This window comes from Streptomyces pseudovenezuelae (assembly GCF_029892565.1).
Lineage (GTDB): Bacteria > Actinomycetota > Actinomycetes > Streptomycetales > Streptomycetaceae > Streptomyces > Streptomyces pseudovenezuelae_A.
This window is the reverse complement of the sequence record NZ_JARXVH010000006.1, coordinates 299759-323940: the sequence shown is the minus strand read 5'-3', so window position 1 is coordinate 323940 and position 24182 is coordinate 299759. Positions and strand designations below refer to the sequence as shown.

Genomic DNA, 24182 nt, shown 5'->3' with positions numbered 1-24182 from the left:
GCCTTAGCAAGGGAACAGGGAGGCCGCCATGGCAGAACGCCCGGCTCGGAAGCCGCGGAAGCCCCACACCGCGCAGGTCGTCCGCACCGAACGGCTCACCCCGCACATGCAGCGTGTGGTGCTCGGCGGTGAGGAACTGGCCGTGTTCTCGGCCGACACCTGCACCGACCATTACGTGAAGCTCCTGTTCCCCACCGGTGGCGCCACTTATCCCGAGCCCTTCGACCTTGAGCGGATCCGCGCGGAGTTCCCCCGCGAGCAGTGGCCGGTGACCCGGACCTACACCGTCCGCGCCTGGGACCCCGAACTGCTCGAACTGACACTGGACTTCGTGGTGCACGGCGACGAGGGCCTGGCCGGCCCGTGGGCGGCGAACGTCCAGCCGGGCGAGACCGTGCGCTTCATGGGCCCCGGCGGCGCCTACGCGCCCGACCCGAACGCGGACTGGCATCTGCTCGTCGGCGACGAGAGCGCGTTGCCCGCGATCGCCCGCGCCCTGGAGGCGCTGCCCGCGGGCACGGTCGCCCACGCCTTCGTGGAGATCTCAGGCCCCGAGGAGGAGCAGAAGATCGACTCCGACGTGGAGGTCGTCTGGCTGCACCGCGGCGACCGGCCGGTCGGCGAGCCCCTCCTCGACGCGGTACAGGCGCTGACGTTCCCGGAGGGCCGGGTGCATGCCTTCGTCCACGGCGAGGCCCACTTCGTCAAAGAGCTGCGTCAGCTGCTCCGTGTCGACCTCAGCATCCCCCGCGAGGACCTGTCGATCTCCGGCTACTGGCGGCTCGGCCACAACGAGGACGGCTGGCAGGCCTCCAAGCGGGAGTGGAACGCGCGCATCGAGGCGGAGCAGGAGGGCACGACGTCCGCGGCGTGACGCGCCCCTTGCCCGGCATCTTCGAAGCGGCGGCACCTCTCGGGGTGCCGCCGCTTCGTCATGCGTCCATGTCGACCGCCGTCAACTCGCCTACACCGACCGCTGGTACGACCTGAACGTCCGGATCGACAGCCACACCGCCACCACCGCGAGCGCCAGCAGCGCACCCCCGCGGCTGAGCACGTCACCCCAGTCGGGATCCTCGGACAGCGCCGAACGGCCCGCGACCATCGCCCAGTTGAGCGGATTGAAATCGGCGACGTGCCGCATCCAGCCCGGCATCTGGGACGGCGCCATGAAAGCGCTCGACAGGAACGTCAGCGGCAGCAGCAGGAAGGTGTTGATCCCGATGATCGACTCCCGCTCCCGCACCAGCATGCCCAGCGCGTTGGACAGCGCCCCGAACACCGTGCCGAGCAGCACCGAGGCGACCACCAGGATCGCTACGCCGCCGACGCCGCCCGGGTAGTCGGCGCCGCCGAGCAGACCGAGCAGCACGATGACGACCGACTGGAACGCGGTCACCAGGCCGTTGTTGACGACGTTGCCGTTCATCAGGGCGGCCCGGCTGACGGGTGTGGTCAGGAAGCGGTTGAGGGTGCCCCGCTGGATCTCCTCCAACGTGCCCATGCCGGCCCACATGTTGGAGCTGAGCGCGCTCATCACCACCACGCCCGGGACCAGGTAGTCGAGGTAGGAGGTGGTGCCGAAGCCGCCCAGCTCGACGACCTTCTTGAAGAGGCCGCCGAACAGGAACAGCCAGATCACCGGCTGGATCAGGGTGATGATCGCGTACGCGGGCTGCCTCGCGAACACCATGAGTTGACGCTGCGTCATGTACCAGGTCTGGGAGACGGCCGTGCTCATCGCGCACCTCCGGCCAGGACGAGGGGCTCGCCGGCTCCGGCGTCGGCCTCGGAGTAACGGCGGCCGGCGTAACGGAGGTAGACGTCGTCGAGGGAGGGGCGGGCGACGGTCGCGGCGGCGACGCCGACCCCGGCCCGCTCCAGGGCCGCGAGCAGGGCGGGTACGGCGGCCGCTCCGTCGTCGGCGCGGACGCTGATACGGCGCCCGTCGACCAACACCTCGTGCACGCCGGGCAGTTGACGCAGGGCGCCGGTGAGGAGCGTACGACCGGCTTCGCCGACCGCCTCTCGCACCTCCAAGTGGACGGCGTCGCCGCGGAGTTCGCCCTTGAGGGAGTCCGGGGTGCCCTCGACGACGACCCGGCCGCGGTCGACGATGGCGACGCGCTCGGCGAGCCGGTCGGCCTCCTCCAGATAGTGCGTGGTGAGCAGGATGGTCAGCCCCTCCTCGCCGGCGAGGCGGTCGATCTCGTCCCACATCGCGGTGCGGGCCTCGGGATCCAGACCGGTGGTGGGCTCGTCGAGGAACAGCACCTCGGGCCGGTGCACCAGGCCGAGGGCCACGTCGAGCCGGCGCCGCATGCCGCCGGAGTAGCCCTTGACGGGACGCCGGGCGGCGTCGACGAGGCTGAACCGGTCGAGCAGCTCGTCGACTCGCCTGCCGAGATCGGCCCCCCTCAACCCGTAGAGCCTGCCCTGCAGTTGGAGGTTCTCGCGGCCCGTGGCGACCGGGTCGGCGCCGGAGCTCTGGGCGACCACCCCGATCGCGCGACGCACCCGGTCCGGGTGGCGCAGCACGTCGTGGCCGGCGACGGTGGCGGTGCCCGAGTCGGGGCGGGCCAGGGTGGTGAGGATCTTGACGGTGGTGGACTTGCCGGCGCCGTTCGGGCCGAGCAGCCCGAGGACGGTGCCGGGTTCGACGGTGACGTCCATGCCGTTGAGGGCGGTGACGTCACCGGGATAGGTCTTGATCAGCTGACGCGCCTCGACCGCGGGCGCACGGGTGGGACTCAAACCGGTGGGACTCATACGGGTGGAACTCATGACGACAGCTCTCCTGAGTGAGCGGATGAGGACCGATCCGTCCGTCCACGCGTGCGAAGAGCGCCGGGCTATCCTGGGTGTGCCGCACCTCGATCAGCCTGGCCCGCCGCACGGTGGAGTCGGTTCGGGGTTCGAGACCCCGGCTGAGCTGCTCCAACAGCTCGGTCGGGGTTCTTCTGCGTGACGTGAAATCCGGTTACGTGAACTCCGGTGGCGTATCCCCCGTTTCGTGGAAGTGGCGCCACCCGTCGACGCCCGACAGGGAGCCCTTCTCGATCTCCTCCAGGAGACCGCGGACCCACTCCGCCTGCGCCTCGACCATGTGCAGTTGATATTCGACCTCGACCAGAAAGAGCCGCGGCAGCGTCTCGCAGAGCTTCGCCAGCGCCGCCCGCCCGCTCGCCACCTCCACGTCGAGGCCGCGCAGCCGCTCTTCGAGCAGCCGGATCGCCTCGTCGGGCGGCAGCGCCCCGATCAGCGACAGCGCCGTCTCGAAGATCGGGTACTCCTTGACCGGTACGGCCACCAGGTCGGAGAGCCACTCGGTCATCTCCGCGCGCCCGGCCTCGGTGAGCCCGTAGACCGTGCGCTCGGGCCGGTTGCCCTGCCGCTCCACGTCGGTGACCTCGACGAAGCCGTGCTTCTCCAGACTCTGCACGACCGTGTAGAGCGAGCCGTAGTTGATCTTCGTGCTGGTGTCCTTGCCCTGGCGGCGCAGGGTCTGGGCGATCTCGTACGGATGCATCGGCTTCTGCCAGAGGGTCACCAACACGGCGAGCGCGAGCGGGTTGTTGAGCTTGCGACGCTTCACCGCCATGACGGTCCCCTCGATCCACTCTCCGGCCTCAAATATCCGTAGCCGAACATATCGCGAGTCACCCAGACCGTCAATACACGATGTATCGCGATTCGGGCGGCAGCGCAAGGGCGTGAGGACTTGGGCCCGCCCCGGACACGGCGGCGTGACGCGCATGAAACAGCCCCTCCCTAATTTCTGTCGCCTGACAGGAACTCCGCACGCCCTGTCGCCGACAGGAACTCCGCGCACTCTCCGCTCCCGCGCCGAAGGCAGGTGCCGCCGTGACGACAACCGCCCCCTCCGACGTACGCCCCGACCCGCCGCACTCCCCCGACGACCACTCCCTCGCCGAGTTCGGCTACCGCCAGGAGCTGCACCGCAGCCTCGGCCGGTATGCCTCCTTCGCGGCCGGCTTCTCCTTCATCTCGGTCCTGACGACCGTCTTCCAGTTCTTCGCCTTCGGGTACGCGTTCGGCGGCCCCGCCTTCTTCTGGGCCTGGCCGGTGGTCCTGGTCGGCCAACTCCTGGTGGCCGCCTGCTTCGCCGAACTGGCCGCGCGCTACCCCATCTCCGGCGCCATTTACCAGTGGTCGTCGCGCCTGTCGAACCTCACCTTCGGCTGGTTCGCCGGCTGGATCATGGTGATCGGGCAGATCGTGGTGGTCGCCGCGGCCGCGCTGGCGCTGCAGATGGTGCTGCCGGCGATCTGGTCGGGCTTCCAGCTGATCGGCACCGACCCCGCCCCGACCTCGGCGGACGGCGCGGCCAACGCGGCCGTGCTCGGCGTGATCCTGCTGGTCCTCACCACGCTGGTGAACATCCTCGACAACCGTGTGATGTCCCTGATCAACCGGGTCGGGGTGACCGCCGAGATCATCGGCGCGATCCTCATCGTCGTCCTGCTGCTCACCCACTCCGAGCGCACCCCGAGCATCACCTTCCACACCACCGGCGCGGCCCAGTCCGGCCTGTTCGGGGCGCTGGCGGTGGGCTCGTTCACCGCGGCGTACGTGATGATCGGCTTCGACAGCGCGGGCGAGATGAGCGAGGAGACGCGCGACCCCCGCCGCACGGCACCCCGCACGATCCTCACCGCACTCGGCGCCGCGGGCCTCCTGGGTGGCCTGATCGTCCTCGGCGGCCTGCTCGCCGCCCCCAGCCTCACGGACGGCCACCTGTCGGTGGACGGCCTGAGCTACGTCCTCACCAGCAGCCTCGGCGACGGCTTCGGCAAGGTCCTCCTCGCCGACGTGGTCGTGGCGATCGCCGTGGCCACCCTCGCCATCCAGACGGCGGCCTGCCGCATGCTGTTCTCCATGGCCCGCGACGGCCAACTCCCCTTCGCCGCCCGCCTGTCCCGAGTCAACCCACGCACGGGCATGCCCAGCGCGCCGGCCTTGGTGGTAGGCGTCCTGGCAGCAGCGCTGCTCCTGCTCAACTTCTCCTCCCCGGAGGCCTTCCTGGCCATCGGCACCACCTGCATCGTGATGCTGTACCTGGCCTACGCGATGGTCACGGGCCCGCTCCTGCTCCGCCGCCTACGCGGCGAGTTCACCACCGACGGCACCGACGAAACGGGCGCGAAGCTCTTCTCCCTGGGCCGCTGGGGCATCCCGGTCAACGCCCTCGCCCTCGTCTACGGCCTCCTGATGACGATCAACCTGGCGTGGCCTCGGGCGGCGGTGTACGACCCGGCGGGCGGGCATTGGTACTTCCAGTGGTTCACGGCCATATTCCTGCTGGTCACGCTGGTACTTGGGTTCCTGTATCAGGGCGTGAGGGCACGGCGAGGGGCCTCTGTTGCGGAGGGGGCGCCATCGGGGGCGCCCGCCGAATCCGCCTAACCACCCTCCCCTGCCGTGACGATGCCCCGCCCATTGCGCTGTCCATCGGGCGGGGCATCCCACGCTGCTACGGACAGGCCTCGCCGAACTTCACCGCGCCGAACACGACCGGCTGCCCGCTCAACTTCGCCCCGGCGGCCGGCTTCTGGGTGCACACCTGCCAGTTCGAGCCGATGAGCACGATCCTGCCGTCGCCGGACGCGTCGTTGACGGTGATCGACGTGCTGGAGTCGAGCGCGTCGCGGGCGGCCTGGACCGACTTCCCCTTGAAGTCCGGCATCGCCCCGCCGGCCGCCGAAGGCGCGGCCTGGTCCTTGCCGGGGCAGGTCTCGTCGAGCTTGACGGCACCGAAGTCGAGTTGGGTGTCGGTCGGCGCGCTGCTGCCTGCCTTCACGTTCTGGGAGCAGACCTTCCAGTCCCGGTCGAGAATCTGGTGGCGGTCGCGGCCCAGGGAGTCGTGGCTCTTCAGGTCGTAGAACCCGGCTTCCTGCGCGGTGTCTTGAGCGGATTGCAGACCCATGCCGACGAAGTCGGGGACGGTCTTGGTCTCGTCGGCGGTCTCGGCGCTGCTGCCGGCGGTTGTGGTGGTCGGGCTGCCACTTCCGCCGGTCTTGTTGCCGCAAGCAGAACCGATGCCGCCGATGACGAGGATGCCCGCGGTGACACCGCCGATGAGCTTCCAGTTCCGCCGCTTCCCCGGTGGTGGACCGGCGGCCCATGTCGGCTGACCGGGCGGCGGAAATGCGGAGTTGGACACGATGCGACCCCTGATGCGTAGTTGAGGGGACACCGTGTCAGATCCGCCTCCCCGCTCGTACGGTGCGTGACGAACCCGTGACAGATACGGAATGCTGCGGGCCCGGCCCGCGACGTCTCATTACCCCTGGGTCGCGATGGCGGTGATCTCCACGGATACGTTCGTACCCGCCGAGGCTGTGCTGATCAGAGACGGCGTGTAGTTCAGGCTTGTCCGGTCCGACAGTTCGGCCGTCTCGATGACCGGGCCCGACTCGTCGCCGTGGATCTCGTAGGTGATCCTGTACGCGGCGTCCGGGTCGATGTCCTGACTGTCGCCCAGGTACGTCAGGTCCGGCTCGACCGTCACATTGCAGCCTGCCGACCCGAAGCACTGCCGCGCGGTGGTGCGCAGTTCGATCGTGAAGTCGTCGGCGTCGACCTCGTCGTACACCGGCGAGGGGTCCGGCTCCTCCGCGGCGGCGGTCACGGTGTCGTCGTCCGGGGCGCTCGACGTTGATCCGGCCGCGGCCGACTTGCTGTCGTCGTCTCCGGACTGCACGACCACGATCCCTGTGCCGATGACAGCGGCGATCACCGCGGCGGCCGAGGCGATGACGATCAGGTGGGTGCGCGACTTCTTCGGAGCCGGCGGCTCGGGCGCGGGCGGTGGGAAGTCGGGCATGGGTGGCGGCACAGTGTCAGTCATGGTCCCCCCAAGGACGTGATGAGCAGGGGGGCATCATGCGTCCTCATGTGTGACGCATGGAGGTGGTGTGCCCATGTTGACCACAGATGAGTGAGAACTCCGGATCCTGCTGGACGAGCGCGGCAGACCGTCCCAATCGCACAGGGAGATGCCGTCGGCCGGCCGTGCCCTGCGGGTCACGGGGTATCCGGGTCGCCCTCCCAAGCGGGGCGCTGCGTCTTGAACTGCGAAAAGATCTTTTCAAACACCTCTTCGTCCCGGCCCCTCGTCTCCGCCTCGGCCTGCTCCGGGCTGGTGTGAATCTCGGGCACCCCGTCCTCGGTCCACCGAATCACAGGATTGGGCGGCCGCTCGGATCCTGTCCGACCCACCCGCCACCCCCATACCGCTGCGTCGCGCATGATCCCCTCAATCGCTCCTCGCCTGAGCCGGGTGACCTCCGAAGTGGTCGCCAACGTGCGCACCCCTGACTCCTCCTCCAGCCTCATCAGGTGCTCATCCGGCTGAGCGGCGAGAGCCACGGCAGCCTCTGCGTGTGTGAACTCGAGTTCCTGTCCGCCGACCACCGCGCGGACGTTCCGCGTGGCCAGGAACTGTTTCAGCTCGACCTTCAAACCCTGATTCCGTTTGACCGTCCAGTAGGCACCCACGGCAAGGATCAGGACCGTGATGGGCCACTTCAGAGAGGAGATGAACTCCAATGAGCCCACGGGCACCTCCAGTTGACGGAGTCGGCTCGAAGGCCTGGATTGTCCCAGCGCGGGTGACTGGTCGTCGCAGCTTTTCGTGCAGGAGCGAGTCAGGCCGGGAGCGGCTCGATCCACGCGCGGCGAACGCGGCGGAGTCATACAGCTCCACGGCGACAGCCTTGCGGCCGAACCCGCAGCCCCCAGTGGGCGAGCGGACTCCTCGTGGCGCTCGCCCTGCCGATCGCGTACCGCGCGCCGGCTCCCCGCGTCCCGACCGGTCTCCGGCCGCTTGATTCCGATGCGCCCCGACCGGCCCCCGTACGCCTGATCCCGCCTCCGCCCACCTCGCCCGTACGCTGACCCCCTGATGAAACGCAAACCCCGCATCCCACCCTCCCCCCTCCCCCAACGCCAGGGCATCGACCCCGTGCGCGTGAAGCTGCCCCCCGAAGGACCCTGGACAACCGTTCGGGAGCACCTCGTGGAGCGGCTCAGTGGGGCGGGCGTCGGGATCGTGGACGGGATGTTCGACGCGGGGGAGGTCGTCGGGGTCGACGGGCGGGCCGTGGCGCCGGACGCGGCGTACGTGCCGGGCATGTTCGTGTGGTTCCACCGGGAGTTGGCCGCCGAGGTGCCCGTGCCGTTCGCGCTGGACGTCGTGTACCGGGACGAGCACCTCGTCGTCGCCGACAAGCCGCACTTCCTGGCCACCACCCCGCGCGGCAGCCACGTCACCGAGACCGCGCTGGCGCGGCTGCGCCGGGAGTTGGGCATTCCCGCGCTCGGCGCCGCGCACCGGCTGGACCGGCTCACCGCCGGGCTGGTGCTGTTCACGGTGCGGCCCGAGGACCGGGGCGCGTACCAGTCGCTGTTCCGCGACAAGCGAGTGCGCAAGGAGTACGAGGCGGTGGCGCCGTATGCCTCCGGGCTCGAACTGCCCCAAACGGTACGCAGTCGGATCGTGAAGGAGCGGGGCGTGCTGGCCGCCTACGAGGTCGAGGGCGAGCCGAACGCCGTGAGCCGTGTCGAGTTGGTGGAGCGGCGGGCTGAGCGCGGGATCGCGCGGTACCGGCTGTTGCCCGCCACGGGGCAGACGCATCAGCTGCGCGTGCACATGAACCGGCTCGGCGTACCCATCCTCGGTGACCCGCTCTACCCCGAGGTGGCCGACCCCGTGCCGGCCGGCGACTTCCGGCGCCCGCTCCAACTGCTGGCGCGGGCACTGGAGTTCACCGATCCGGTCACGGGGGTCGAGCACCGGCTACGGAGCACGCGCACCCTCGAAGCCTGGTCCTCCTACGGTGACTGGGACGGTCAGTAGCCGCGCCACCAGCGCAGGAAGCGCTGCCAGGCGCTCAACCCGCGGACGGGTTCCGGCGCCGGCACGTACGGCTGCTGCGGCGGCGGGGCGACCGGCTGCGGTTCCACGACGGGCGCCACGGCCACCGGGGGCGACGACTCGGTCTGTACGGAGCCGACCTGCCAGGTGGCCCGCTGCGGCGGGACGGGGGCGTGGCCCGGCTTCTGCATGATGTCCTGCGGAGGCTTCGGTTCGAAGTAGACCGGCAGCTCCACCAGGTGCCGTGAGGCGATCGAGTGCGTCCAGGTCAAGTCCTCCTCGTCGCAGTCGAGTTGGACGTCCGGCAGTCGCATCAGCAGCGCGTCCACACCGGTGTCGGCGATGCCACGGGCGATGTCCTGGCCTGGGCACTCGTGCGGGCCGCCGCCGAAGGCGAGGTGGGACCGGTTGCCCTGCATGTTGGCGGCGAGGTCGGGACGGACGCGCGGGTCGACGTTGCCCGGCGCGATACCGAACAGCAGTCCGTCGCCCTTGCGGATGCGCTGGCCGCCCAACTCCGTGTCGTGCTTGGCGTAGTAGGCGAAGACGGTGCTGAACGGCGGCTCGTCCCACAGGGACTGCTCGACCGCCTCGGGCACCGTCATCTGGCCGCCGCTGAGTTGGGCCCGGAAGCGCGGGTCGGTCAGGACCATGCGCAGCACGTTGGCGATGAGGTTGACGGTGGCCTCGTACGCGGCCATGAGGACGACCCAGAGGTGCTTGGTGACCTCGTCGTCGGTGAGCCGGGCGGGGTGGCCGATGAGCTGGCTGGCGAAGTCCTCCTCGGGCTGCTGGCGCCGGCGCGCGGTCAGCCGTTGCAGCGCGCCGAGGACGTAGCCGTGGCTGGCGATCGCGGTCTCGGTGCCCCTGAGCATGTCGCGGGTGGCCTGCACCATCCGGTCGTTGTACTCCTCGGGCATGCCGAGGATCTCGCACATCACGGCCATCGGCAGGTGCTCGGCGAAGTCGCTGACGAGGTCGGCGCGGCCGCTCTCGCAGAACTGGTTGACCAGCCGCTGGGTGGCGCGGTTGATGTGCCGGCGGGTGCCGCGGTGGTCGATGGTCGAGATCGCGCCGGTGACCGCGCCGCGCAGCCGCAGGTGTTCGTCGCCCTCCGCGTAGGAGCAGATGGGCTCCCAGGCGATGTGCGGCATCAGCGGGTGGTCGGGCTTGACCATGCCCTCCTGGAGCGGGGACCAGATGCGGCTGTCCCGGCAGTACTGCGAGGGCGTACGCACCACATGCAGGTTCTCGGTGTGCCCGAGCACCACCCACATCGGTACGTCGTCGTGGAGCAGTACGGGCGCCACCGGGCCGTGTTCCTCGCGCAGCGTCTCGTACAGGGAGGCCAGGTCCTCCGCCTCGGGACCGTAGAGCCGGTGCAGTCCCCCGGGGCCGCGGTTGTGGGCGGGACAGCCGGGCGGCGGGCCGAGCGCGGGGTCGTCCGTACCGGTGAGGGAGTGGGGTTCAGGCGTCACGGTGGTCGCTCCGAAAGGGATCCGTTGTCTGGGGGTGGGACGGAATCGGGGGGTCAGGTGAGCGCGCCCGTCATGGCGAGCGAGTGCAGGAAGCGCATGAGGGTCATCAGGACGTCCCGGCTGGAGGCCCGACGGCGCACGTCGCACTCGATGATCGGGATGTCCTCCGCCAGGTCGAGCGCGGTGCGCAGATCCTCGACGGGGTAACGGGGGCCGTCCGGAAAGGAGTTGACGGCGACGACGAACGGCACACCACGTTCCTCCAGGCGCCCTATCACGTCGAAGCTGACCTCCAGCCGACGGGTGTCGATCAGCACGACCGCGCCCAACGCGCCCTCGAACAGGCCGTTCCACAGAAACCAGAAGCGTTCCTGGCCCGGGGTGCCGAAGAGGTACAGCACCAGTTGGTCGGTGATGCTGATGCGGCCGAAGTCCATGGCGACGGTGGTGGCCGTCTTGGACTCGGAGCCGTAGTTGTCGTCGACCCCGACGCCGGCCTGCGTCATGGTCTCCTCGGTGGTCAGCGGCCTGATCTCGCTGACCGAGCCGACCATGGTCGTCTTGCCGACTCCGAAGCCGCCCACGATCACGATCTTCGCCGCGGCCTGGGCCGTGTGCGGCAGGTGGTCCTCGGTGCGTGGGCCGGGGACGGTGTCAGAGCCTTTGAAGTCCATGCATCACCGCTTCGAGAAGGGAACGGTCGGGGAGCGCCTGCCGGACGATCGAGGCGCGCGCCACCACCAGCTCGGCCGTCAGCATCTCGGTGAGCAGCACGGTCACCACGCTGAACGGCAGGCTGAGATACGCCGAGAGCTCGGCCACCGAGAGCGGGGCGGAACAGAGCCGGAGCATCGTCGTCTGCTCGGGCGTGGAGGAGGGAGACGGATCGGAGTGCGCCACGATGAGGGTGACCAGGTCGAGGTCGGCGCGCTCGCCGTCCCGTCCGGCGACCACGTACAGGCGTTCCGGCGCCTTCTCGTCGCCCTGCTTGCCCTCTTTGCGCTCGTTGCCCTCATTGCCCTCTTTGGGTTTGAGGGGCGGTTCTTCCTTGGGGTATCGCCGTTGGCGTTTCGGAGGAGTCATACGGTCTGCCCGTTGCGCCTCGGCGGACTGGTGAGGTGGGCTCCGATGCGCACGACGAGGTCGCGCATGCGGTTGCTCATCAGTCCGGGTTCGGCGACCACGTCGGAGAGGACCGCGAGGTAGGCGTTGGCGCCCGCGGCCATCAGGTAGAAGTAGCCGCCGTTGATCTCGATGATGACCAGCTTCATCCGGCCGTCGCTGTCCGGGATCTCGTGGGCCACCGCACCCGCCAGGCTCTGCAGCCCCGCACAGGCCGCGGCGACGCGGTCGGCCGCGTCGGGATCACCTCCGTAGCGAGCGATGCGCAGGCCGTCGGCGGAGAGCACCACGATCATCTCGATGCCCGGTACTCCGTCGGCGAGATCCTTGAGCATCCAGTCGAAGTTGGCTCGCTGCTGGATCACTTGTGGTCCCTCTCGTCGTCGGCCTCAACACGGGCCGGCTCGTTGGTCGGCTGGGGGATGTCGAACGGGTCCGGCGTGCCCTTGAGTCCGTCCCAGAACGCCTCGACCCACAGGCCGGGTTCGGGTTCGTCCTTCTTCTCCGGCTCGGGCTCCGCCTTGGGCGTGGACCAGACGGTCGGGGTGCCGTCCCGCTCGGCCCGTTCGATGGCGGCCTGTTCGGCGAGCCGGACGTGCAGCGGGGTCTTGACCCGACTGCGCCGCTGCGGCAGGCCGTTGGCGGTCCATTCGGTGACCTCGGGGACCTCGTCCTCCATGGACACGCCTGCCGGGATGCGCGGACTGGTGGGGCGCCGCTTCTTCGGCGCGCGCTTGGGACCTTCGAGCGCGCCGAGTTCGGGCTTGGGTGAGGCGCTGGCGCCCACGCCGTGGGCGAGGCCGGGCGCGGGGTCGGTGGTCATCATCACGCGCGGCACCACGAGGACGGCGCGGACACCGCCGTACGCCGAGGAGCGCAGCGAGATCTGCATGTCGTACGCCTTGCACAGGCGGCCCACGACGGCGAGGCCCAGGCGCGGGGACTCGCCGAGGTCCTGGAGGTCGACGCCGGCCTTGGCGCGCTCCAGCATGGACTCGGTCTTGGCGCGGGCCTCCTCGCTGAGGCTGACACCGGCGTCCTCGATCTCGATGGCGATGCCGGTCTGCACCTCGGTGGCGGTGACGTGCACCTTGGTCTGCGGCGGCGAGTAGCGCGTGGCGTTGTCGAGGAGTTCGGCGCAGGCGTGGATGACCGGCTCTACGGAGACGCCGCGGATGTTGACGTGGGCGATGGAGTCCAGCGAGATGCGCCGGTACTCCAGGATGCGGGACATGGCACCGCGCAGCGTGCTGTAGAGGGTCACCGGCGCCGGCCACTGACGGCCCGGGCGGCCGCCGCCGAGCACGGCGACGGAGTCGGCGAGACGGCCGATCAGCGCGGTGCCGTGGTCGATGCGCAGGAGGTCGTCGAAGACCTCCGGGTTGCGGCCGTGGTCCTCCTCCATCTCCCGGAGTTCCTTTGCCTGTTGGTGGACGATCGCCTGGACGCGGCGGGCGACGTCGACGAAGGAGCGCTGCGAGGAGTCCCGCATGGCCTCCTCGTGGTCGATGATGTCGAGCACCGTCTTCAGCAGCCGCACCTGCGCTTCGGGGAGTTCGCCGAAGGAGGGGTCGATCTCGCCGAGTTGGCGAATCACCTCTCCGGGGGAATTCCCGGCCCGCATCCGGTGGAGCGCGGCGGGCGCGATCTCGTAAGCGAAGCGGAGCATCTCCTGTTCGTGCAGGGAGATCCGCCGTTCCAGATACGCAGTGTGACGGCCGCTCTCGACCCGCAGGTTCCGCAGGGCTCGGCCGCGTCGTACCGCTTCGGCCGCCGTCGCGATCACCAGGAGTGTGGCGACGGCGCCGCACCAGCCGACGGCCGTGCGGGCCGGCTCGGTCACCACGGCGACGGCTGCTCCGGTCGCCGCGGCCATCACTATGGCAGGCAGCAACAGCACGCGCGCGTATGGAAGTTCACGGCGCCCGGGAGGGGATTGAACACTCACCATGTAGGCCCTCTGAAACGAATCGACGGGGGGAGTCGCACATATGGGGAACAAGCGCACGAATACATCTCAACTCGGTGCGCTGCGGGCGAGCTTAGTCCGACCGGATCATCGCCGTGTCATATTCAGCAAGCACCTGAAATCGCCCACGCAACAGGAGTACTCTCGGCCACATTTACACGCAGAGCCGCGATTCGCACACGTTCGGTTACGCGGTACAGGCGTACGAGAACCACTCACCGTGACGAGTGAAGGTCAGATTCCGGCGATGCGCAGGGCCGCGTCGGCGGTCGCTTCGGCAAAGGCCGACACCGGCCGCTCCGGGTCCGAGCGGTGCACGAGGATGACGCCCTCGATCAACCCGAACAACAGGTCCGTACGCAGATCCAGCTCGCTCTTGGCGAGCGCGCCGCCGGCCTCGGTCGCGGCGAGCAACTGCCGGTAGGCGTCCTTGAGTTCGGCGCGCACGGCGTGGAAGCCGGCGAACCGCTCGGCGCGCACCTCGGGCAGCAGATAGAGGCCGCCGAGGTTGTGCGGGCCGCCGCACAGCAGCTCCACGTCGGTCCGGCACAGCTCCCACAGCCGGCCCCCCGCCGGGGCCACGTCGTCGGCCAGCAGCTCGCGGGCGTAGGTCAGCGAGGGCGTGACCGTGGACTCCAGGAGCTCGGCGAGCAGCTCCTCCTTGCCGGAGACGTAGTGGTACATGGACGCCTGCCGCATCCCGGCGCGCTCGGCGACCGCGCGGGTGGTGGTGGCGGCGTAACCGCGGGTGGTGAACAACTCGGCGGCGGCGGTGAGCAGTTCGTCGCGCGGCTGGAGGCCGCTGTCCGGCCGCTGCGCGGCGCGCGGCCGACCGACCCGGCGTCCACCTGTCGCTCCCATGGTTTCGATCCTCGCACACGGCACCCCGCGGCGACCTCGGGGCGATCTTGGTGAGGGCTCGGTAACCGAGCGGCAACGCGCGGGCAATCCCGGCGACCCGCCCGCCTCCTAATTTCTGTCGAGCGACAGAAATAGCCCGGAACAGCGACACCCCCAAAGAGCCAACCCCGGAGTCGGAGGTCCCGCGATGGCGACAGCGACCACTTACGGAGCCCGCGCGCACGCCCGCGCCCAGGAGGGCACCCGCGCCGAGACCATGCCCGTCGTGCCGGCCGCCGACTGGCCCAACCCGCCCTGCGCGGCCGGTCACCTGGTGTGGGCCGAGACGGTCGCGGGCGGCAACTACACCCACCGCGTGCTGGCCCGCGGCACCGAGCTGCGCCTGACCGACCTGCACGGGGACGCCTGCGCGCACCTGCTCCTGTACGCGGCCGACCGGCCCTGGGAGCGGCTCAACGTCGCCGACACGGTGAAGGTCCAGTGGAACGCCTACCTGGGCGAGGGGCAGTTGCTCCTGTCCGACCAGGGCCGCGTCCTCGCGAGCGTCGTCACCGACACCTCCGGCCGCCACGACGCGCTGTGCGGCACCTCCACCCTGGTCCGCAACAGCGAGCGGTACGGCGACGGCACCCCGCAGTCCGACTCCCCCGCAGGACGCGAGCTGTTCAAGCTGGCCGCCGCGAAGAACGGCCTCGAACCCCGCGATCTGCCACCCTCGCTCTCCTTCTTCCAGGGCGTGCGGATCGGCGAGGACGGCTCCCTCGACTTCACCGGCTCCACCGGCCCCGGCGGCAGCGTCACCCTGCGCGCCGAGCAGGACGTCACCGTGCTGATCGCCAACGTGCCGCACCCGGCCGACCCGCGCCCCGACTACGTCAGCACCCCGCTGGAGGCCCTCGCCTGGCGCGCCGCGCCGACCACGCCGGGCGACCCGCTGTGGGACGCCTCCCCCGAGGGCCGCCGCGCCTTCCTCAACACCGCCGAATTCCTCGCCGCGAGGGGGCTCGCATGAAGACCGCTGAAGTACCGGCCCGGGCCGCCTGGTCCTCGATCGTCCGCGCGGGCGAGACACTCACCGTCACCGACCTGCACGGCAACCAGGCCGTCGACTTCCTCGTCTACGACGCCCACGACCCGGCGGTCCGCTACAGCGCCCCCGACACCATCCAGGCGCAGGGCAACCTCTTCCTGACCACCGGCAGCGTGCTGATGTCCAACGAGCACACGCCGTTGATGACCGTGACCGACGACGAGGTGGGCCGACACGACACGGTCGGCGGCGCCTGCTCCAAGGAGTCCAACAGCCTGCGCTACGGCCACCACACCTGGTCGCAGCACGCGTGCGTGGACAACTTCCTGGCCGAGGGCGCCAAGTACGGCCTGGGCAAACGGGACTTGGTCTCCAACATCAACTGGTACATGAACGTGCCGGTCGAACAGGACGGCACCCTCGGCATCGTCGATGGCCTCTCCGCACCGGGCCTGAAACTGACCCTGCGCGCCGAACGCGACGTCCTGGTCCTGGTCTCCAACTGCCCCCAGATCAACAACCCTTGCAACGGCTTCGACCCGACGGCGGTAGAGATGACGATCGGGGTTGCTGAATGACCTTCGACACCCTCCTGGTCGCCAACCGGGGCGAGATAGCGGTGCGCATCATCCGCACCGCCCGCGAGCTCGGCCTGCGCACGGTCGCCGTGTACTCCGACCCCGACCGCTCCGCCCCGCACGTCCGGCTCGCCGACGAGGCGGTCCGGCTCGGCCCGGCACCCGCGAAGGAGTCGTACCTCGACGCCGACCTGGTACTGAAGGCCGCCAAGGACACGGGCGCCGGCGCCATCCACCCGGGCTACGGCTTCCTGTCCGAGGACGCGGCCTTCGCCCGGCGCTGCGAGGACGCCGGGATCGTGTTCGTGGGACCGACGCCGGAGCAGCTGGAGCTGTTCGGCGCCAAGCACACGGCACGGGCGGCGGCCGAGGCGGCGGGGGTGCAACTGGCTCCGGGAACAGGACTGTTGGCGGACCTGGACGAGGCACTCGCCCAAGCCGCGCTGATCGGCTACCCCGTCATGCTGAAGGCGACCGGCGGCGGTGGCGGTATCGGCATGTCGGCATGTCGCTCGGCCGATGAACTGGCCGACGCCTGGGAGCGGGTGCAGCGCGTCGCCGCCGCCTCCTTCTCCTCCGCCGGTGTCTTCCTGGAGCGCCTGGTGGAGCACGCCCGCCATGTCGAGGTGCAGGTCTTCGGCGACGGCACGGGCGAGGTCGTCACCTTCGGCGACCGCGACTGCTCCCTGCAGCGCCGCAACCAGAAGGTCGTGGAGGAAGCCCCTGCCCCGGGCCTCCCCGACCACGTCCGCACCCGACTCGCCGCTTCTGCCCGCGACTTGTGCGCCTCCGTCGACTACCGCTCGGCCGGCACCGTCGAGTTCGTCTACGACGCCGCCCGCGAGGCGGCCTACTTCCTGGAGGTCAACACCCGTCTCCAGGTGGAACATCCGGTCACCGAGGAGATCTACGGCGTCGACCTGGTCGCCTGGATGCTGCGCCTGGCCCGCGGCGAGAGCGACGTCGTACGCGAACCGGGCCCACCCCACGGCCACGCCGTCGAGGCCCGCCTCTACGCCGAGGACCCCTCCCGCGAACACCGGCCCAGCGCGGGCCTGTTGACGCGGGTGGAGTTCCCGACCGGCGTCCGCGTGGACGGCTGGGCGGAGACCGGCACCGAGGTGACGACGTCGTACGACCCGATGCTCGCGAAGGTCATCGCATACGGCCCCGACCGCGCCCACGCCCTGCGCCGTCTGGACGAGGCGCTGGCCCGCACCCGTGTCGACGGCATCGAGACCAACCTGGGCCTGGTCCGGGCGGCGCTGGCCGACCGGGACTTCGGCGCGGCCACGCACTCCACGGCCACGCTGGCCGCGGTGACCGATCCGACTCCGCGCGTCGAGGTGGTGACCGGCGGCACGCTCACCACGGTCCAGGACTGGCCGGGCCGCACCGGCTACTGGCAGGTCGGCGTGCCCCCGTGCGGCCCGATGGACGACCGCTCCTTCCGGCTCGGCAACCGGGCCCTGGGCAACCCCGAGGGCGCCCCCGGCCTCGAATGCACGCTCCAGGGACCGTCGTTGAGGTTCACGCACCCGACGACCGTGTGTGTGACGGGCGCCCCGGCACCGGTGACGGTCGACGGCACGCCGGTCGCGCAGTGGGAGCCGGTGACGGTCCCGGCCGGAGCCGTCCTGGAGATCGGCACTCCCTCCGAGCACGGTCTGCGCACGTACGTCCTGTTCGCGGGCGGCGGCCTGGACGTCCCCGCCTTCCTCGGCAGCGCGAGCACCTTCACGCTGGGCCGGTTCGGCGGCCACGGCGGCCGGGCGCTGCGCACGGGTGACGTCCTGCACGGCGGAACCGTCATCGAGGGCGACCCGGTGACCGAGGGCGACCAAGTGGCCGAACGCCCGGACTTCACCGCCGTCTGGCACGTCGGTGCCGTCGAAGGCCCGCACGCGGCACCGGAGTTCTTCACCGAGGACGACATCCGGGACTTCTACGCCGCCGACTGGAAGGTCCACTTCAACTCGGCCCGCACGGGCGTCCGGCTGGTCGGCCCCAAGCCGCGCTGGGCGCGCACCGACGGCGGTGAGGCGGGCCTGCACCCCTCCAACATCCACGACACCCCCTACTCCGTCGGCGCGGTCGACTACACCGGCGACATGCCGGTCCTGCTCGGCCCGGACGGCCCCTCGCTCGGCGGGTTCGTGTGCCCGGCGACGGTGGCGAGTTGGGAGCGCTGGAAGCTGGGCCAGCTGCGCCCGGGCGACACGGTGCGCTTCGTGCCGGTGGACGTGGACGGTTCGACGCGCGCGGCGATCGTGGACGGCGGGGTGCTGGCCCGCGACGGCGATGTGACCTACCGCCGCAGCGGCGACGACAACCTGCTGGTCGAGTTCGGGCCCATGCAACTGGACCTGGCCCTGCGGATGCGCGTGCACGCCCTGATGGAGGCGGTGACCGAGGCGGACCTGGCCGGCGTCACGGACCTCACCCCGGGCATCCGCTCCCTCCAGATCCACACGGACCCGAGCCACCTCCCCCAGCCCCAACTCCTGGCCGCGATACGGGAGATCGTCACCTCCCTCCCGCCCACCGACCAACTCGTCGTCCCCTCCCGCACGGTCCACCTCCCCCTCTCCTGGGACGACCCGGCCACCCGCGAGGCCATCGCCCGCTACATGGCGGGCGTCCGCGACGACGCCCCCTGGTGCCCCTGGAACATCGAGTTCATCCGCCGCGTCAACGGCCTGGATTCGGTCGACGACGTCTACCGCACGGTCTTCGACGCCGAATACCTCGTACTGGGCCTGGGAGACGTCTACTTGGGCGCCCCGGTCGCCACCCCCCTCGACCCGCGCCACCGCCTGGTGACCACCAAGTACAACCCGGCCCGCACCTGGACGGCCGAGAACTCGGTCGGCATCGGCGGCGCCTACCTGTGCATCTACGGCATGGAGGGCCCCGGCGGCTACCAGTTCGTGGGCCGTACGACCCAGGTGTGGTCGGGCTGGCAGCAACGCGGCGCCTTCGAACCGGGCTCACCCTGGCTGCTGCGGTTCTTCGACCGCATCCAGTGGTATCCGGTGGACGCGGACGAACTCCTCGACCTACGGGCCGACATCACCTCCGGCCGCTTCGTACCGCGCATCGAGCAGGGCACCTTCTCCCTCGCCGAGTACGAGGACTTCCTCGCCGAACACGCCGATTCCATAGCGGAGTTCAGGTCACGACAACAGGCGGCCTTCTCCACGGAACGGGACGCCTGGGAGGCGGCAGGCGAGTTCGCCCGCGCCGAGGCGGCCTCCGCACCGGCCGCACCCCAGGCCGAGGTGACCGTCCCGCCGGGCGGCCGGCTGATCGAGGCCGAATTCGCAGCCTCCGTATGGCAGTTGAACGTAGAACCCGGCGACGAGGTGACGGCGGGCCAGCCGCTGCTCGCGCTGGAGGCGATGAAGATGGAGTCCAGGGTGCACGCGCCGGTCGACGGCGTGGTGGCGGAGATCCTGGCCAGGCCGGGCGACCAGGTGGAGGCGGGGACGGCACTGGTCGTCCTCGCGCCGGCCACGAACCGATAGTCGAGGAGCACCTATGTCCAGCACAGTGTCCCGGGTCGGCGCCGCGTACGACCACATCGAGTCCGTGGACCGCCCGGAGATCTGGATCGACCTGCGCCCCCGCGCGGAGGTCGAGGCCGAAGCCCGGACGATCGACGAACGCGTGGCGGCCGGCGAACAACTCCCCCTCGCCGGCCACCTGTTCGCAGCCAAGGGAAACATCGACGTACACGGCCTCCCGACGACCGCAGGCTGCCCGGCATACGCGTACACCCCAGAGGCGGACGCACCGGTCGTAGCCCGCCTCCGAGCGGCAGGCGCCCTCGTCCTCGGCACCACCAACCTCGACCAGTTCGCGACCGGCCTGGTCGGCACCCGCTCACCGCACGGCGCCGTCCGCAACGCCGTCGACCCGACCCGGATCAGCGGCGGCTCCAGTTCCGGCTCGGCGGTCGCCGTGGCCCTGGGCATCGTCGACTTCGCCCTCGGCACGGACACGGCGGGCTCGGGCCGCGTCCCGGCCGCCTTCAACGGCATCGTCGGCATCAAGCCGACCCGAGGCCTGGTCCCGACGACAGGCGTCGTCCCGGCCTGCGCCTCCCTCGACTGCGTGACGGTGTTCGCCCGCACACTCCCGGAGGCCGAACAGGCCCTGTCGTTCATGGCGTCCCCACCGGCCCGAGACCTCCCCGCGCTCCCCCAGCGCGCCCCGGGCCCGTGGCGCGTGGCGATCCCCTCCCCCGGCCAGCTGGGCGAACTGGACGAGGGCTGGTCGGAGGCCTACGAGACGGCCGTGACCCAACTGAGGGCGGCGGGCGCGGACATACGCACCCTCGACCTGAGCGCCTTCACGGAGGCGGCCGCGATGCTGTACGAGGGCGCGTTCGTGGCCGAGCGCTATACGGCGGTGGGCGCCTTTATCGACAAAGCAATGGCAGACGGCACACCGGGCCTGGACCCCACGGTCGCCGGCATCATCACCCGAGCCCGAGACCTCCCCGCCCACCGCCTCTTCGCGGACTACGACCACCTGGCCACGCTCCGGACCCGCGCCCTGACCGAACTGGCCGACGCGGACGCCCTGTTGCTCCCCACCACCCCGGGCCACCCGACCCTGGCGGAAGTCGCCGCCGACCCCCTGGCCACCAACGCCCGCCTGGGCCGCTTCACCAACTCCACCAACCTCTTCGACCTGGCGGCGATCTCCGTCCCGTCCGGCAAGGTCAACGGCCTCCCCTTCGGCGTCATGCTGATCGGCCCGGCGTTCACGGAGGACCGACTGGGAAGAATCGCCCGGGAGTTGGAGCCGGATACGCACATCGCGGTGGTGGGCGCACACCTGACGGGCCAGCCCCTGAACCCCCAACTCCTGTCCCTGGGCGCCCGCTTCGAGCGCGCAACGACAACAGCCCCGGTCTACCGCCTGCACGCCCTCTCGACGACTCCGCCAAAGCCGGGCCTGGTGCACGTCGGAGAGGGCGGAGCGGAGATCGAGGCCGAGGTCTGGCGCCTCCCGGCAGAGGGCCTGGGCCGCCTCTTGGCCGCCCTCCCCCGCCCGATGACGCTGGGCAGCGTGGAACTGGCAGACGGCACAAGCACCCCCGGCTTTCTCTGCGAACCGACGGCACTGACGAACGCCGAGGACATCACGCAGTACAGAGGCTGGCGCTCATATCTGAACAGGGGTTAGGCCAACGCCCCTGGGGGCGCGGGGCTGTATCGATTTGCGGCTCCGCCGCGTGGGCGCGACCAGCCACAACTCACCCGCACCCGCCCCACAACCCGTCACCCCACAGACGAGTAGGCCACCACCCCCCGCAGCAACTGATCAACCGCCTTGCGCGCAGCCTTCGCCACAGTCGACCCCTCCGCCGCGGAAGCCGCAGAAACCTGCCCGAGCACGTCAATCACCTGCTTGCACCACCGCACAAAGTCCCCCGCCGGCATCTCCGCCTCCCGCAGAACCTCGTCCAGCCCCTTCCCGGAAGCCCACATATACGCAGGCCAGGCAAACCCGAGATCCGGCTCCCGCTGCCCGACCCCCTCGGTCTGACTGATCCGGAAGTCCTCCTCAAGGGCATCGAGCCGCCCCCAGATCCGCACCATCTCCCCCAGTGCGGCCTTGGCCTTGCCGGAAGGCAGCTTCGGAGCCATCGCATCGTCCCCGGTCCGCGCCTCGTACACCAACGCCGAGACGCACGCGGCAAGTTCGGCGGGTCCGAGCCCTTCCCACACACCGGCCCGCAGACACTCACTGGCCAGCAGATCCAACTCGCCGTACAGCCGGGCGAGCCGCTTGCCGTGCTCGGTGACCTCGTCACCGCGCAGATAGTCCAGCTCGGTCAACAGCGCCACGATCCGGTCAAAGGTCCGCGCGATCGTGTTCGTCCGACCCTCGATCCGGCGCTCCAGCTGCGAGGTGTCCCGCATCAGCCGGTGATACCGCTCGGCCCAACGCGCGTGATCCTCACGGTCGTTGCACCCATGGCACGGATGCGCCCGGATCGCCGTACGCAGCCGAGCGATCTCCCGGTCGTCCGCCGCCTGGGCCCGCTTCTTGCGTGCCCGCTCCGGCGGGATGTGCCCGGCCTTGGTGCGCAGCGCGGACGCGAGGTCCCGACGGGACTGCGGTGAGCGCGGGTTGAACGACTTCGGGATCCGCATCCGCTCCAGCGCCTCGACCGGCACCGGGAAGTCGATCGACGCGAGCCGCTTGACCTGCCGCTCGGCGGTCAGGACCAGCGGGCGCGGCCCGTCGTGGTGCTCGAAGCCGCGGTGGCCGTTGGACCGGCCGGCCGGCAGCCCCGGGTCGAGGACCAGCGCCAGGCCCGCGTACTTGCCGGTCGGGACATGGATGACGTCGCCCGGCTTCAGCTTCTCCAGCGCCACCGCCGCCTCGGCCCGCCGCTCGACGGCGCCCTGCTTGGCCAACTCGTTCTCGCGGTCCTTGAGCTCGCGGCGCAGGCGCATGTACTCGTCGAAGTCGCCGAGGTGGCAGGTCATGGAGTCCTTGTAGCCCTCCAGTCCCTCCTCGTTGCGCTGCACCTGCCGCGAGATCCCGACGACGGACTTGTCGGCCTGGAACTGCGCGAAGGACGTCTCCAGGAGTTCGCGCGAGCGGTGCCGCCCGAACTGCTCGACCAGGTTGACCGCCATGTTGTACGACGGCTTGAAGCTGGAGCGCAGCGGGTACGTGCGCGTGCCGGCCAGGCCCGCGAGGTGGTCGGGGCTGATGCCGCGCTGCCACAGCACGACCGCGTGGCCCTCGATGTCGATGCCGCGCCGGCCCGCACGCCCCGTCAACTGCGTGTACTCGCCGGGGGTGATGTCGGCGTGCTCCTGCCCGTTCCACTTGACGAGCTTCTCCAACACCACCGAGCGCGCGGGCATGTTGATGCCGAGCGCGAGGGTCTCGGTGGCGAAGACCGCCTTGACCAGGCCGCGTACGAAGAGTTCCTCGACGACCTCCTTGAACGTCGGCAGCATGCCCGCGTGGTGGGCCGCGATGCCACGCTCAAGGCCTTCCAACCACTCGTAGTACCCGAGGACATGCAGGTCCTCGTTCGGGATGGACGCCGTGCGCTCCTCGACGAGGGCACGGACCCTCTCCCGCGCCTCGTCGTCGTTGAGCCGCAGACCGGCGTACAGGCACTGCTGTACGGCCGCCTCGCAGGCGGCGCGGCTGAAGATGAACGTGATGGCGGGCAGCAGGCCCTCGTTGTCCAGCCGCTCGATGACCTCGGGGCGTCCCGGGGTCCACACCCGCGAGCGCTGTCTGCGCTCCCGCTCACGATCGGCCTCGCGCATGGCACGGCCGCGTCTGCGGTCCTGGTAGGAGGGGCGCTGGGCCTCCATGCGGGCGAGCCGCGTGAGGTCGGGGTTGACGGCCTTCTTGCTGCCCTCGCCCTCCTCGAAGAGGTCGTACATGCGCCGTCCGGCGAGCACGTGCTGGAACAGCGGCACGGGCCGGTGCTCGGAGACGATCACCTCGGTGTGACCGCGGACGGTGTCGAGCCAGTCGCCGAACTCCTCGGCGTTGGACACGGTCGCCGACAGGGACACCAGGGTCACGGACTCCGGCAGGTGGATGATCACCTCTTCCCATACGGCGCCGCGGAAGCGGTCGGAGAGGTAGTGCACCTCGTCCATGACCACGTAGCCGAGGCCCAGGAGGGTCTGCGAGCCGGCGTACAGCATGTTCCGCAGCACCTCGGTGGTCATCACGACCACCGGCGCCTCGGAGTTGACGCTGTTGTCGCCGGTGAGCAGGCCCACCTTGTCCGCGCCGTAGCGGCGGCACAGGTCGGCGTACTTCTGGTTCGACAGCGCCTTGATGGGTGTCGTGTAGAAGCATTTCTTGCCCAGTTGGAGGGCGAGGTGGACGGCGAACTCGCCCACGATCGTCTTGCCCGATCCGGTGGGAGCCGCGACCAGCACGCCCTTGCCCGCTTCGAGCGCCTTGCAGGCCTCGATCTGGAAGGGGTCGAGGCCGAAGTCGTACATCTCGCGGAAGTCGGCGAGCGCGGTGGCCTGCTCGGCAGCGCGACTGCGGGCAGCCGCGTACCGCTCGGCCGGTGAGAGGTCCTCTGTCATCGTGCTTTCGAGCGTACCGGGCCCCACTGACAACAGGACGATCATTATCCGTATCCACCCCTGCCAAACCCCGGATCCCCGCAGCTCAGCGCCCGGAACGGGAACAGCTCAGAGCGACCGGCGTGCCCGTCCGCAACGCAGCAGCG

At 70.3% G+C, this 24182-nt stretch carries 20 protein-coding genes; 7 read left to right on the top strand and 13 right to left on the bottom strand.

Annotated elements, in window-relative coordinates; genetic code table 11:
- Nucleotides 1–28 precede the first annotated feature (28 nt).
- On the top strand, nt 29–874 hold the full coding sequence (locus M2283_RS21345) for a siderophore-interacting protein (protein ID WP_280877914.1): 846 nt from the start codon (nt 29–31) through the stop codon (nt 872–874).
- A 90-nt stretch (nt 875–964) separates the two neighbouring features.
- On the opposite strand, the gene M2283_RS21340 is transcribed toward M2283_RS21345, so the two are convergent.
- The 3 genes from M2283_RS21340 to M2283_RS21330 all read right to left on the bottom strand — a co-directional run bounded on the left by M2283_RS21340 (nt 965) and on the right by M2283_RS21330 (nt 3601).
- Nucleotides 965–1741 (bottom strand): ABC transporter permease, encoded by a 777-nt coding sequence (locus tag M2283_RS21340; RefSeq protein WP_280877913.1) that lies wholly within the window; start codon nt 1739–1741, stop codon nt 965–967.
- On the bottom strand, nt 1738–2784 hold the full coding sequence (locus M2283_RS21335) for an ATP-binding cassette domain-containing protein (protein ID WP_280877912.1): 1047 nt from the start codon (nt 2782–2784) through the stop codon (nt 1738–1740). The genes M2283_RS21340 and M2283_RS21335 overlap by 4 nt, the downstream gene beginning before the upstream one ends.
- 196 nt (nt 2785–2980) lie before the next feature.
- Nucleotides 2981–3601 (bottom strand): PadR family transcriptional regulator, encoded by a 621-nt coding sequence (locus M2283_RS21330; protein ID WP_280877911.1) that lies wholly within the window; start codon nt 3599–3601, stop codon nt 2981–2983.
- A gap of 263 nt (nt 3602–3864) precedes the next feature.
- On the opposite strand from M2283_RS21330, the gene M2283_RS21325 reads away from it, so the two are divergent.
- Nucleotides 3865–5427, top strand: coding sequence for an amino acid permease (locus M2283_RS21325; protein ID WP_280877910.1), 1563 nt, complete (start codon nt 3865–3867; stop codon nt 5425–5427).
- A gap of 67 nt (nt 5428–5494) precedes the next feature.
- Here M2283_RS21325 and M2283_RS21320 read toward each other — a convergent pair whose 3' ends face one another.
- From M2283_RS21320 to M2283_RS21310, 3 genes are all read right to left on the bottom strand, one after another.
- The gene (locus tag M2283_RS21320) at nt 5495–6184 is read right to left on the bottom strand and encodes a PASTA domain-containing protein (RefSeq protein WP_280877909.1); all 690 of its coding nucleotides are present in this window, start codon (nt 6182–6184) and stop codon (nt 5495–5497) included.
- A 120-nt stretch (nt 6185–6304) separates the two neighbouring features.
- Complete coding sequence (locus M2283_RS21315) at nt 6305–6871, bottom strand: hypothetical protein (protein ID WP_280877908.1); 567 nt, start codon at nt 6869–6871, stop codon at nt 6305–6307.
- A 176-nt stretch (nt 6872–7047) separates the two neighbouring features.
- Nucleotides 7048–7572, bottom strand: coding sequence for a hypothetical protein (locus M2283_RS21310; protein WP_280877907.1), 525 nt, complete (start codon nt 7570–7572; stop codon nt 7048–7050).
- A gap of 355 nt (nt 7573–7927) precedes the next feature.
- Here M2283_RS21310 and M2283_RS21305 point away from each other — a divergent pair, with 355 nt between their 5' ends.
- On the top strand, nt 7928–8881 hold the full coding sequence (locus tag M2283_RS21305) for an RluA family pseudouridine synthase (RefSeq protein ID WP_280877906.1): 954 nt from the start codon (nt 7928–7930) through the stop codon (nt 8879–8881).
- On the opposite strand, the gene M2283_RS21300 is transcribed toward M2283_RS21305, so the two are convergent.
- From M2283_RS21300 to M2283_RS21275, 6 genes are all read right to left on the bottom strand, one after another.
- Nucleotides 8875–10377 (bottom strand): cytochrome P450, encoded by a 1503-nt coding sequence (locus M2283_RS21300; RefSeq protein WP_280877905.1) that lies wholly within the window; start codon nt 10375–10377, stop codon nt 8875–8877. The genes M2283_RS21305 and M2283_RS21300 overlap by 7 nt on opposite strands.
- A gap of 53 nt (nt 10378–10430) precedes the next feature.
- Nucleotides 10431–11051, bottom strand: coding sequence for a GTP-binding protein (locus M2283_RS21295; protein WP_280877904.1), 621 nt, complete (start codon nt 11049–11051; stop codon nt 10431–10433).
- A complete protein-coding gene (locus tag M2283_RS21290) occupies nt 11032–11460 on the bottom strand; it encodes a DUF742 domain-containing protein (RefSeq protein WP_280877903.1) in 429 nt (142 codons plus the stop codon). Before M2283_RS21290 ends, M2283_RS21295 begins: the two co-directional genes overlap by 20 nt.
- Nucleotides 11457–11864 carry a roadblock/LC7 domain-containing protein gene (locus tag M2283_RS21285; RefSeq protein ID WP_280877902.1) on the bottom strand — a complete coding sequence of 136 codons (408 nt, stop codon included), beginning with the start codon at nt 11862–11864 and terminating at the stop codon, nt 11457–11459. Before M2283_RS21285 ends, M2283_RS21290 begins: the two co-directional genes overlap by 4 nt.
- The gene (locus M2283_RS21280) at nt 11861–13450 is read right to left on the bottom strand and encodes an ATP-binding protein (RefSeq protein WP_280877901.1); all 1590 of its coding nucleotides are present in this window, start codon (nt 13448–13450) and stop codon (nt 11861–11863) included. The genes M2283_RS21285 and M2283_RS21280 overlap by 4 nt, the downstream gene beginning before the upstream one ends.
- A 252-nt stretch (nt 13451–13702) precedes the next feature.
- Nucleotides 13703–14329, bottom strand: a complete 627-nt coding sequence (locus tag M2283_RS21275; RefSeq protein WP_280877900.1) for a TetR/AcrR family transcriptional regulator — start codon at nt 14327–14329, stop codon at nt 13703–13705.
- A gap of 187 nt (nt 14330–14516) precedes the next feature.
- Here M2283_RS21275 and M2283_RS21270 point away from each other — a divergent pair, with 187 nt between their 5' ends.
- Genes M2283_RS21270 through atzF form a run of 4 tightly spaced genes read left to right on the top strand, consistent with a single transcriptional unit; the run spans nt 14517 to nt 21133 of the window.
- Entirely contained in the window at nt 14517–15341 is an 825-nt protein-coding gene (locus M2283_RS21270) for an urea amidolyase associated protein UAAP1 (protein WP_280877899.1), read from the top strand.
- Entirely contained in the window at nt 15338–15937 is a 600-nt protein-coding gene (locus tag M2283_RS21265) for an urea amidolyase associated protein UAAP2 (RefSeq protein ID WP_280877898.1), read from the top strand. Before M2283_RS21270 ends, M2283_RS21265 begins: the two co-directional genes overlap by 4 nt.
- Nucleotides 15934–19464: a 5-oxoprolinase/urea amidolyase family protein gene (locus tag M2283_RS21260; RefSeq protein WP_280877897.1), complete on the top strand. Its 3531-nt coding sequence runs from the start codon at nt 15934–15936 to the stop codon at nt 19462–19464. Before M2283_RS21265 ends, M2283_RS21260 begins: the two co-directional genes overlap by 4 nt.
- Nucleotides 19465–19477: 13 nt before the next feature.
- Nucleotides 19478–21133 (top strand): allophanate hydrolase, encoded by a 1656-nt coding sequence (atzF, locus tag M2283_RS21255; protein ID WP_280877896.1) that lies wholly within the window; start codon nt 19478–19480, stop codon nt 21131–21133.
- 95 nt (nt 21134–21228) lie between these two features.
- Here atzF and M2283_RS21250 read toward each other — a convergent pair whose 3' ends face one another.
- Nucleotides 21229–24081, bottom strand: coding sequence for a DEAD/DEAH box helicase (locus tag M2283_RS21250; RefSeq protein WP_280877895.1), 2853 nt, complete (start codon nt 24079–24081; stop codon nt 21229–21231).
- Nucleotides 24082–24182: the final 101 nt, after the last annotated feature.

Excerpts from the sequence above, each read along its gene's own strand:
- M2283_RS21345 (WP_280877914.1), top strand. The coding sequence starts at position 29 with ATGGCAGAACGCCCGGCTCGGAAGCCGCGGAAGCCCCACACCGCGCAG.
- M2283_RS21340 (WP_280877913.1), bottom strand. The coding sequence starts at position 1,741 with ATGAGCACGGCCGTCTCCCAGACCTGGTACATGACGCAGCGTCAACTC.
- M2283_RS21335 (WP_280877912.1), bottom strand. The coding sequence starts at position 2,784 with ATGAGTTCCACCCGTATGAGTCCCACCGGTTTGAGTCCCACCCGTGCG.
- M2283_RS21330 (WP_280877911.1), bottom strand. The coding sequence starts at position 3,601 with ATGGCGGTGAAGCGTCGCAAGCTCAACAACCCGCTCGCGCTCGCCGTG.
- M2283_RS21315 (WP_280877908.1), bottom strand. The coding sequence starts at position 6,871 with ATGACTGACACTGTGCCGCCACCCATGCCCGACTTCCCACCGCCCGCG.
- M2283_RS21305 (WP_280877906.1), top strand. The coding sequence starts at position 7,928 with ATGAAACGCAAACCCCGCATCCCACCCTCCCCCCTCCCCCAACGCCAG.
- M2283_RS21295 (WP_280877904.1), bottom strand. The coding sequence starts at position 11,051 with ATGGACTTCAAAGGCTCTGACACCGTCCCCGGCCCACGCACCGAGGAC.
- M2283_RS21290 (WP_280877903.1), bottom strand. The coding sequence starts at position 11,460 with ATGACTCCTCCGAAACGCCAACGGCGATACCCCAAGGAAGAACCGCCC.
- M2283_RS21280 (WP_280877901.1), bottom strand. The coding sequence starts at position 13,450 with ATGGTGAGTGTTCAATCCCCTCCCGGGCGCCGTGAACTTCCATACGCG.
- M2283_RS21275 (WP_280877900.1), bottom strand. The coding sequence starts at position 14,329 with ATGGGAGCGACAGGTGGACGCCGGGTCGGTCGGCCGCGCGCCGCGCAG.
- M2283_RS21270 (WP_280877899.1), top strand. The coding sequence starts at position 14,517 with ATGGCGACAGCGACCACTTACGGAGCCCGCGCGCACGCCCGCGCCCAG.
- M2283_RS21265 (WP_280877898.1), top strand. The coding sequence starts at position 15,338 with ATGAAGACCGCTGAAGTACCGGCCCGGGCCGCCTGGTCCTCGATCGTC.
- M2283_RS21260 (WP_280877897.1), top strand. The coding sequence starts at position 15,934 with ATGACCTTCGACACCCTCCTGGTCGCCAACCGGGGCGAGATAGCGGTG.
- atzF (WP_280877896.1), top strand. The coding sequence starts at position 19,478 with ATGTCCAGCACAGTGTCCCGGGTCGGCGCCGCGTACGACCACATCGAG.
- M2283_RS21250 (WP_280877895.1), bottom strand. The coding sequence starts at position 24,081 with ATGATCGTCCTGTTGTCAGTGGGGCCCGGTACGCTCGAAAGCACGATG.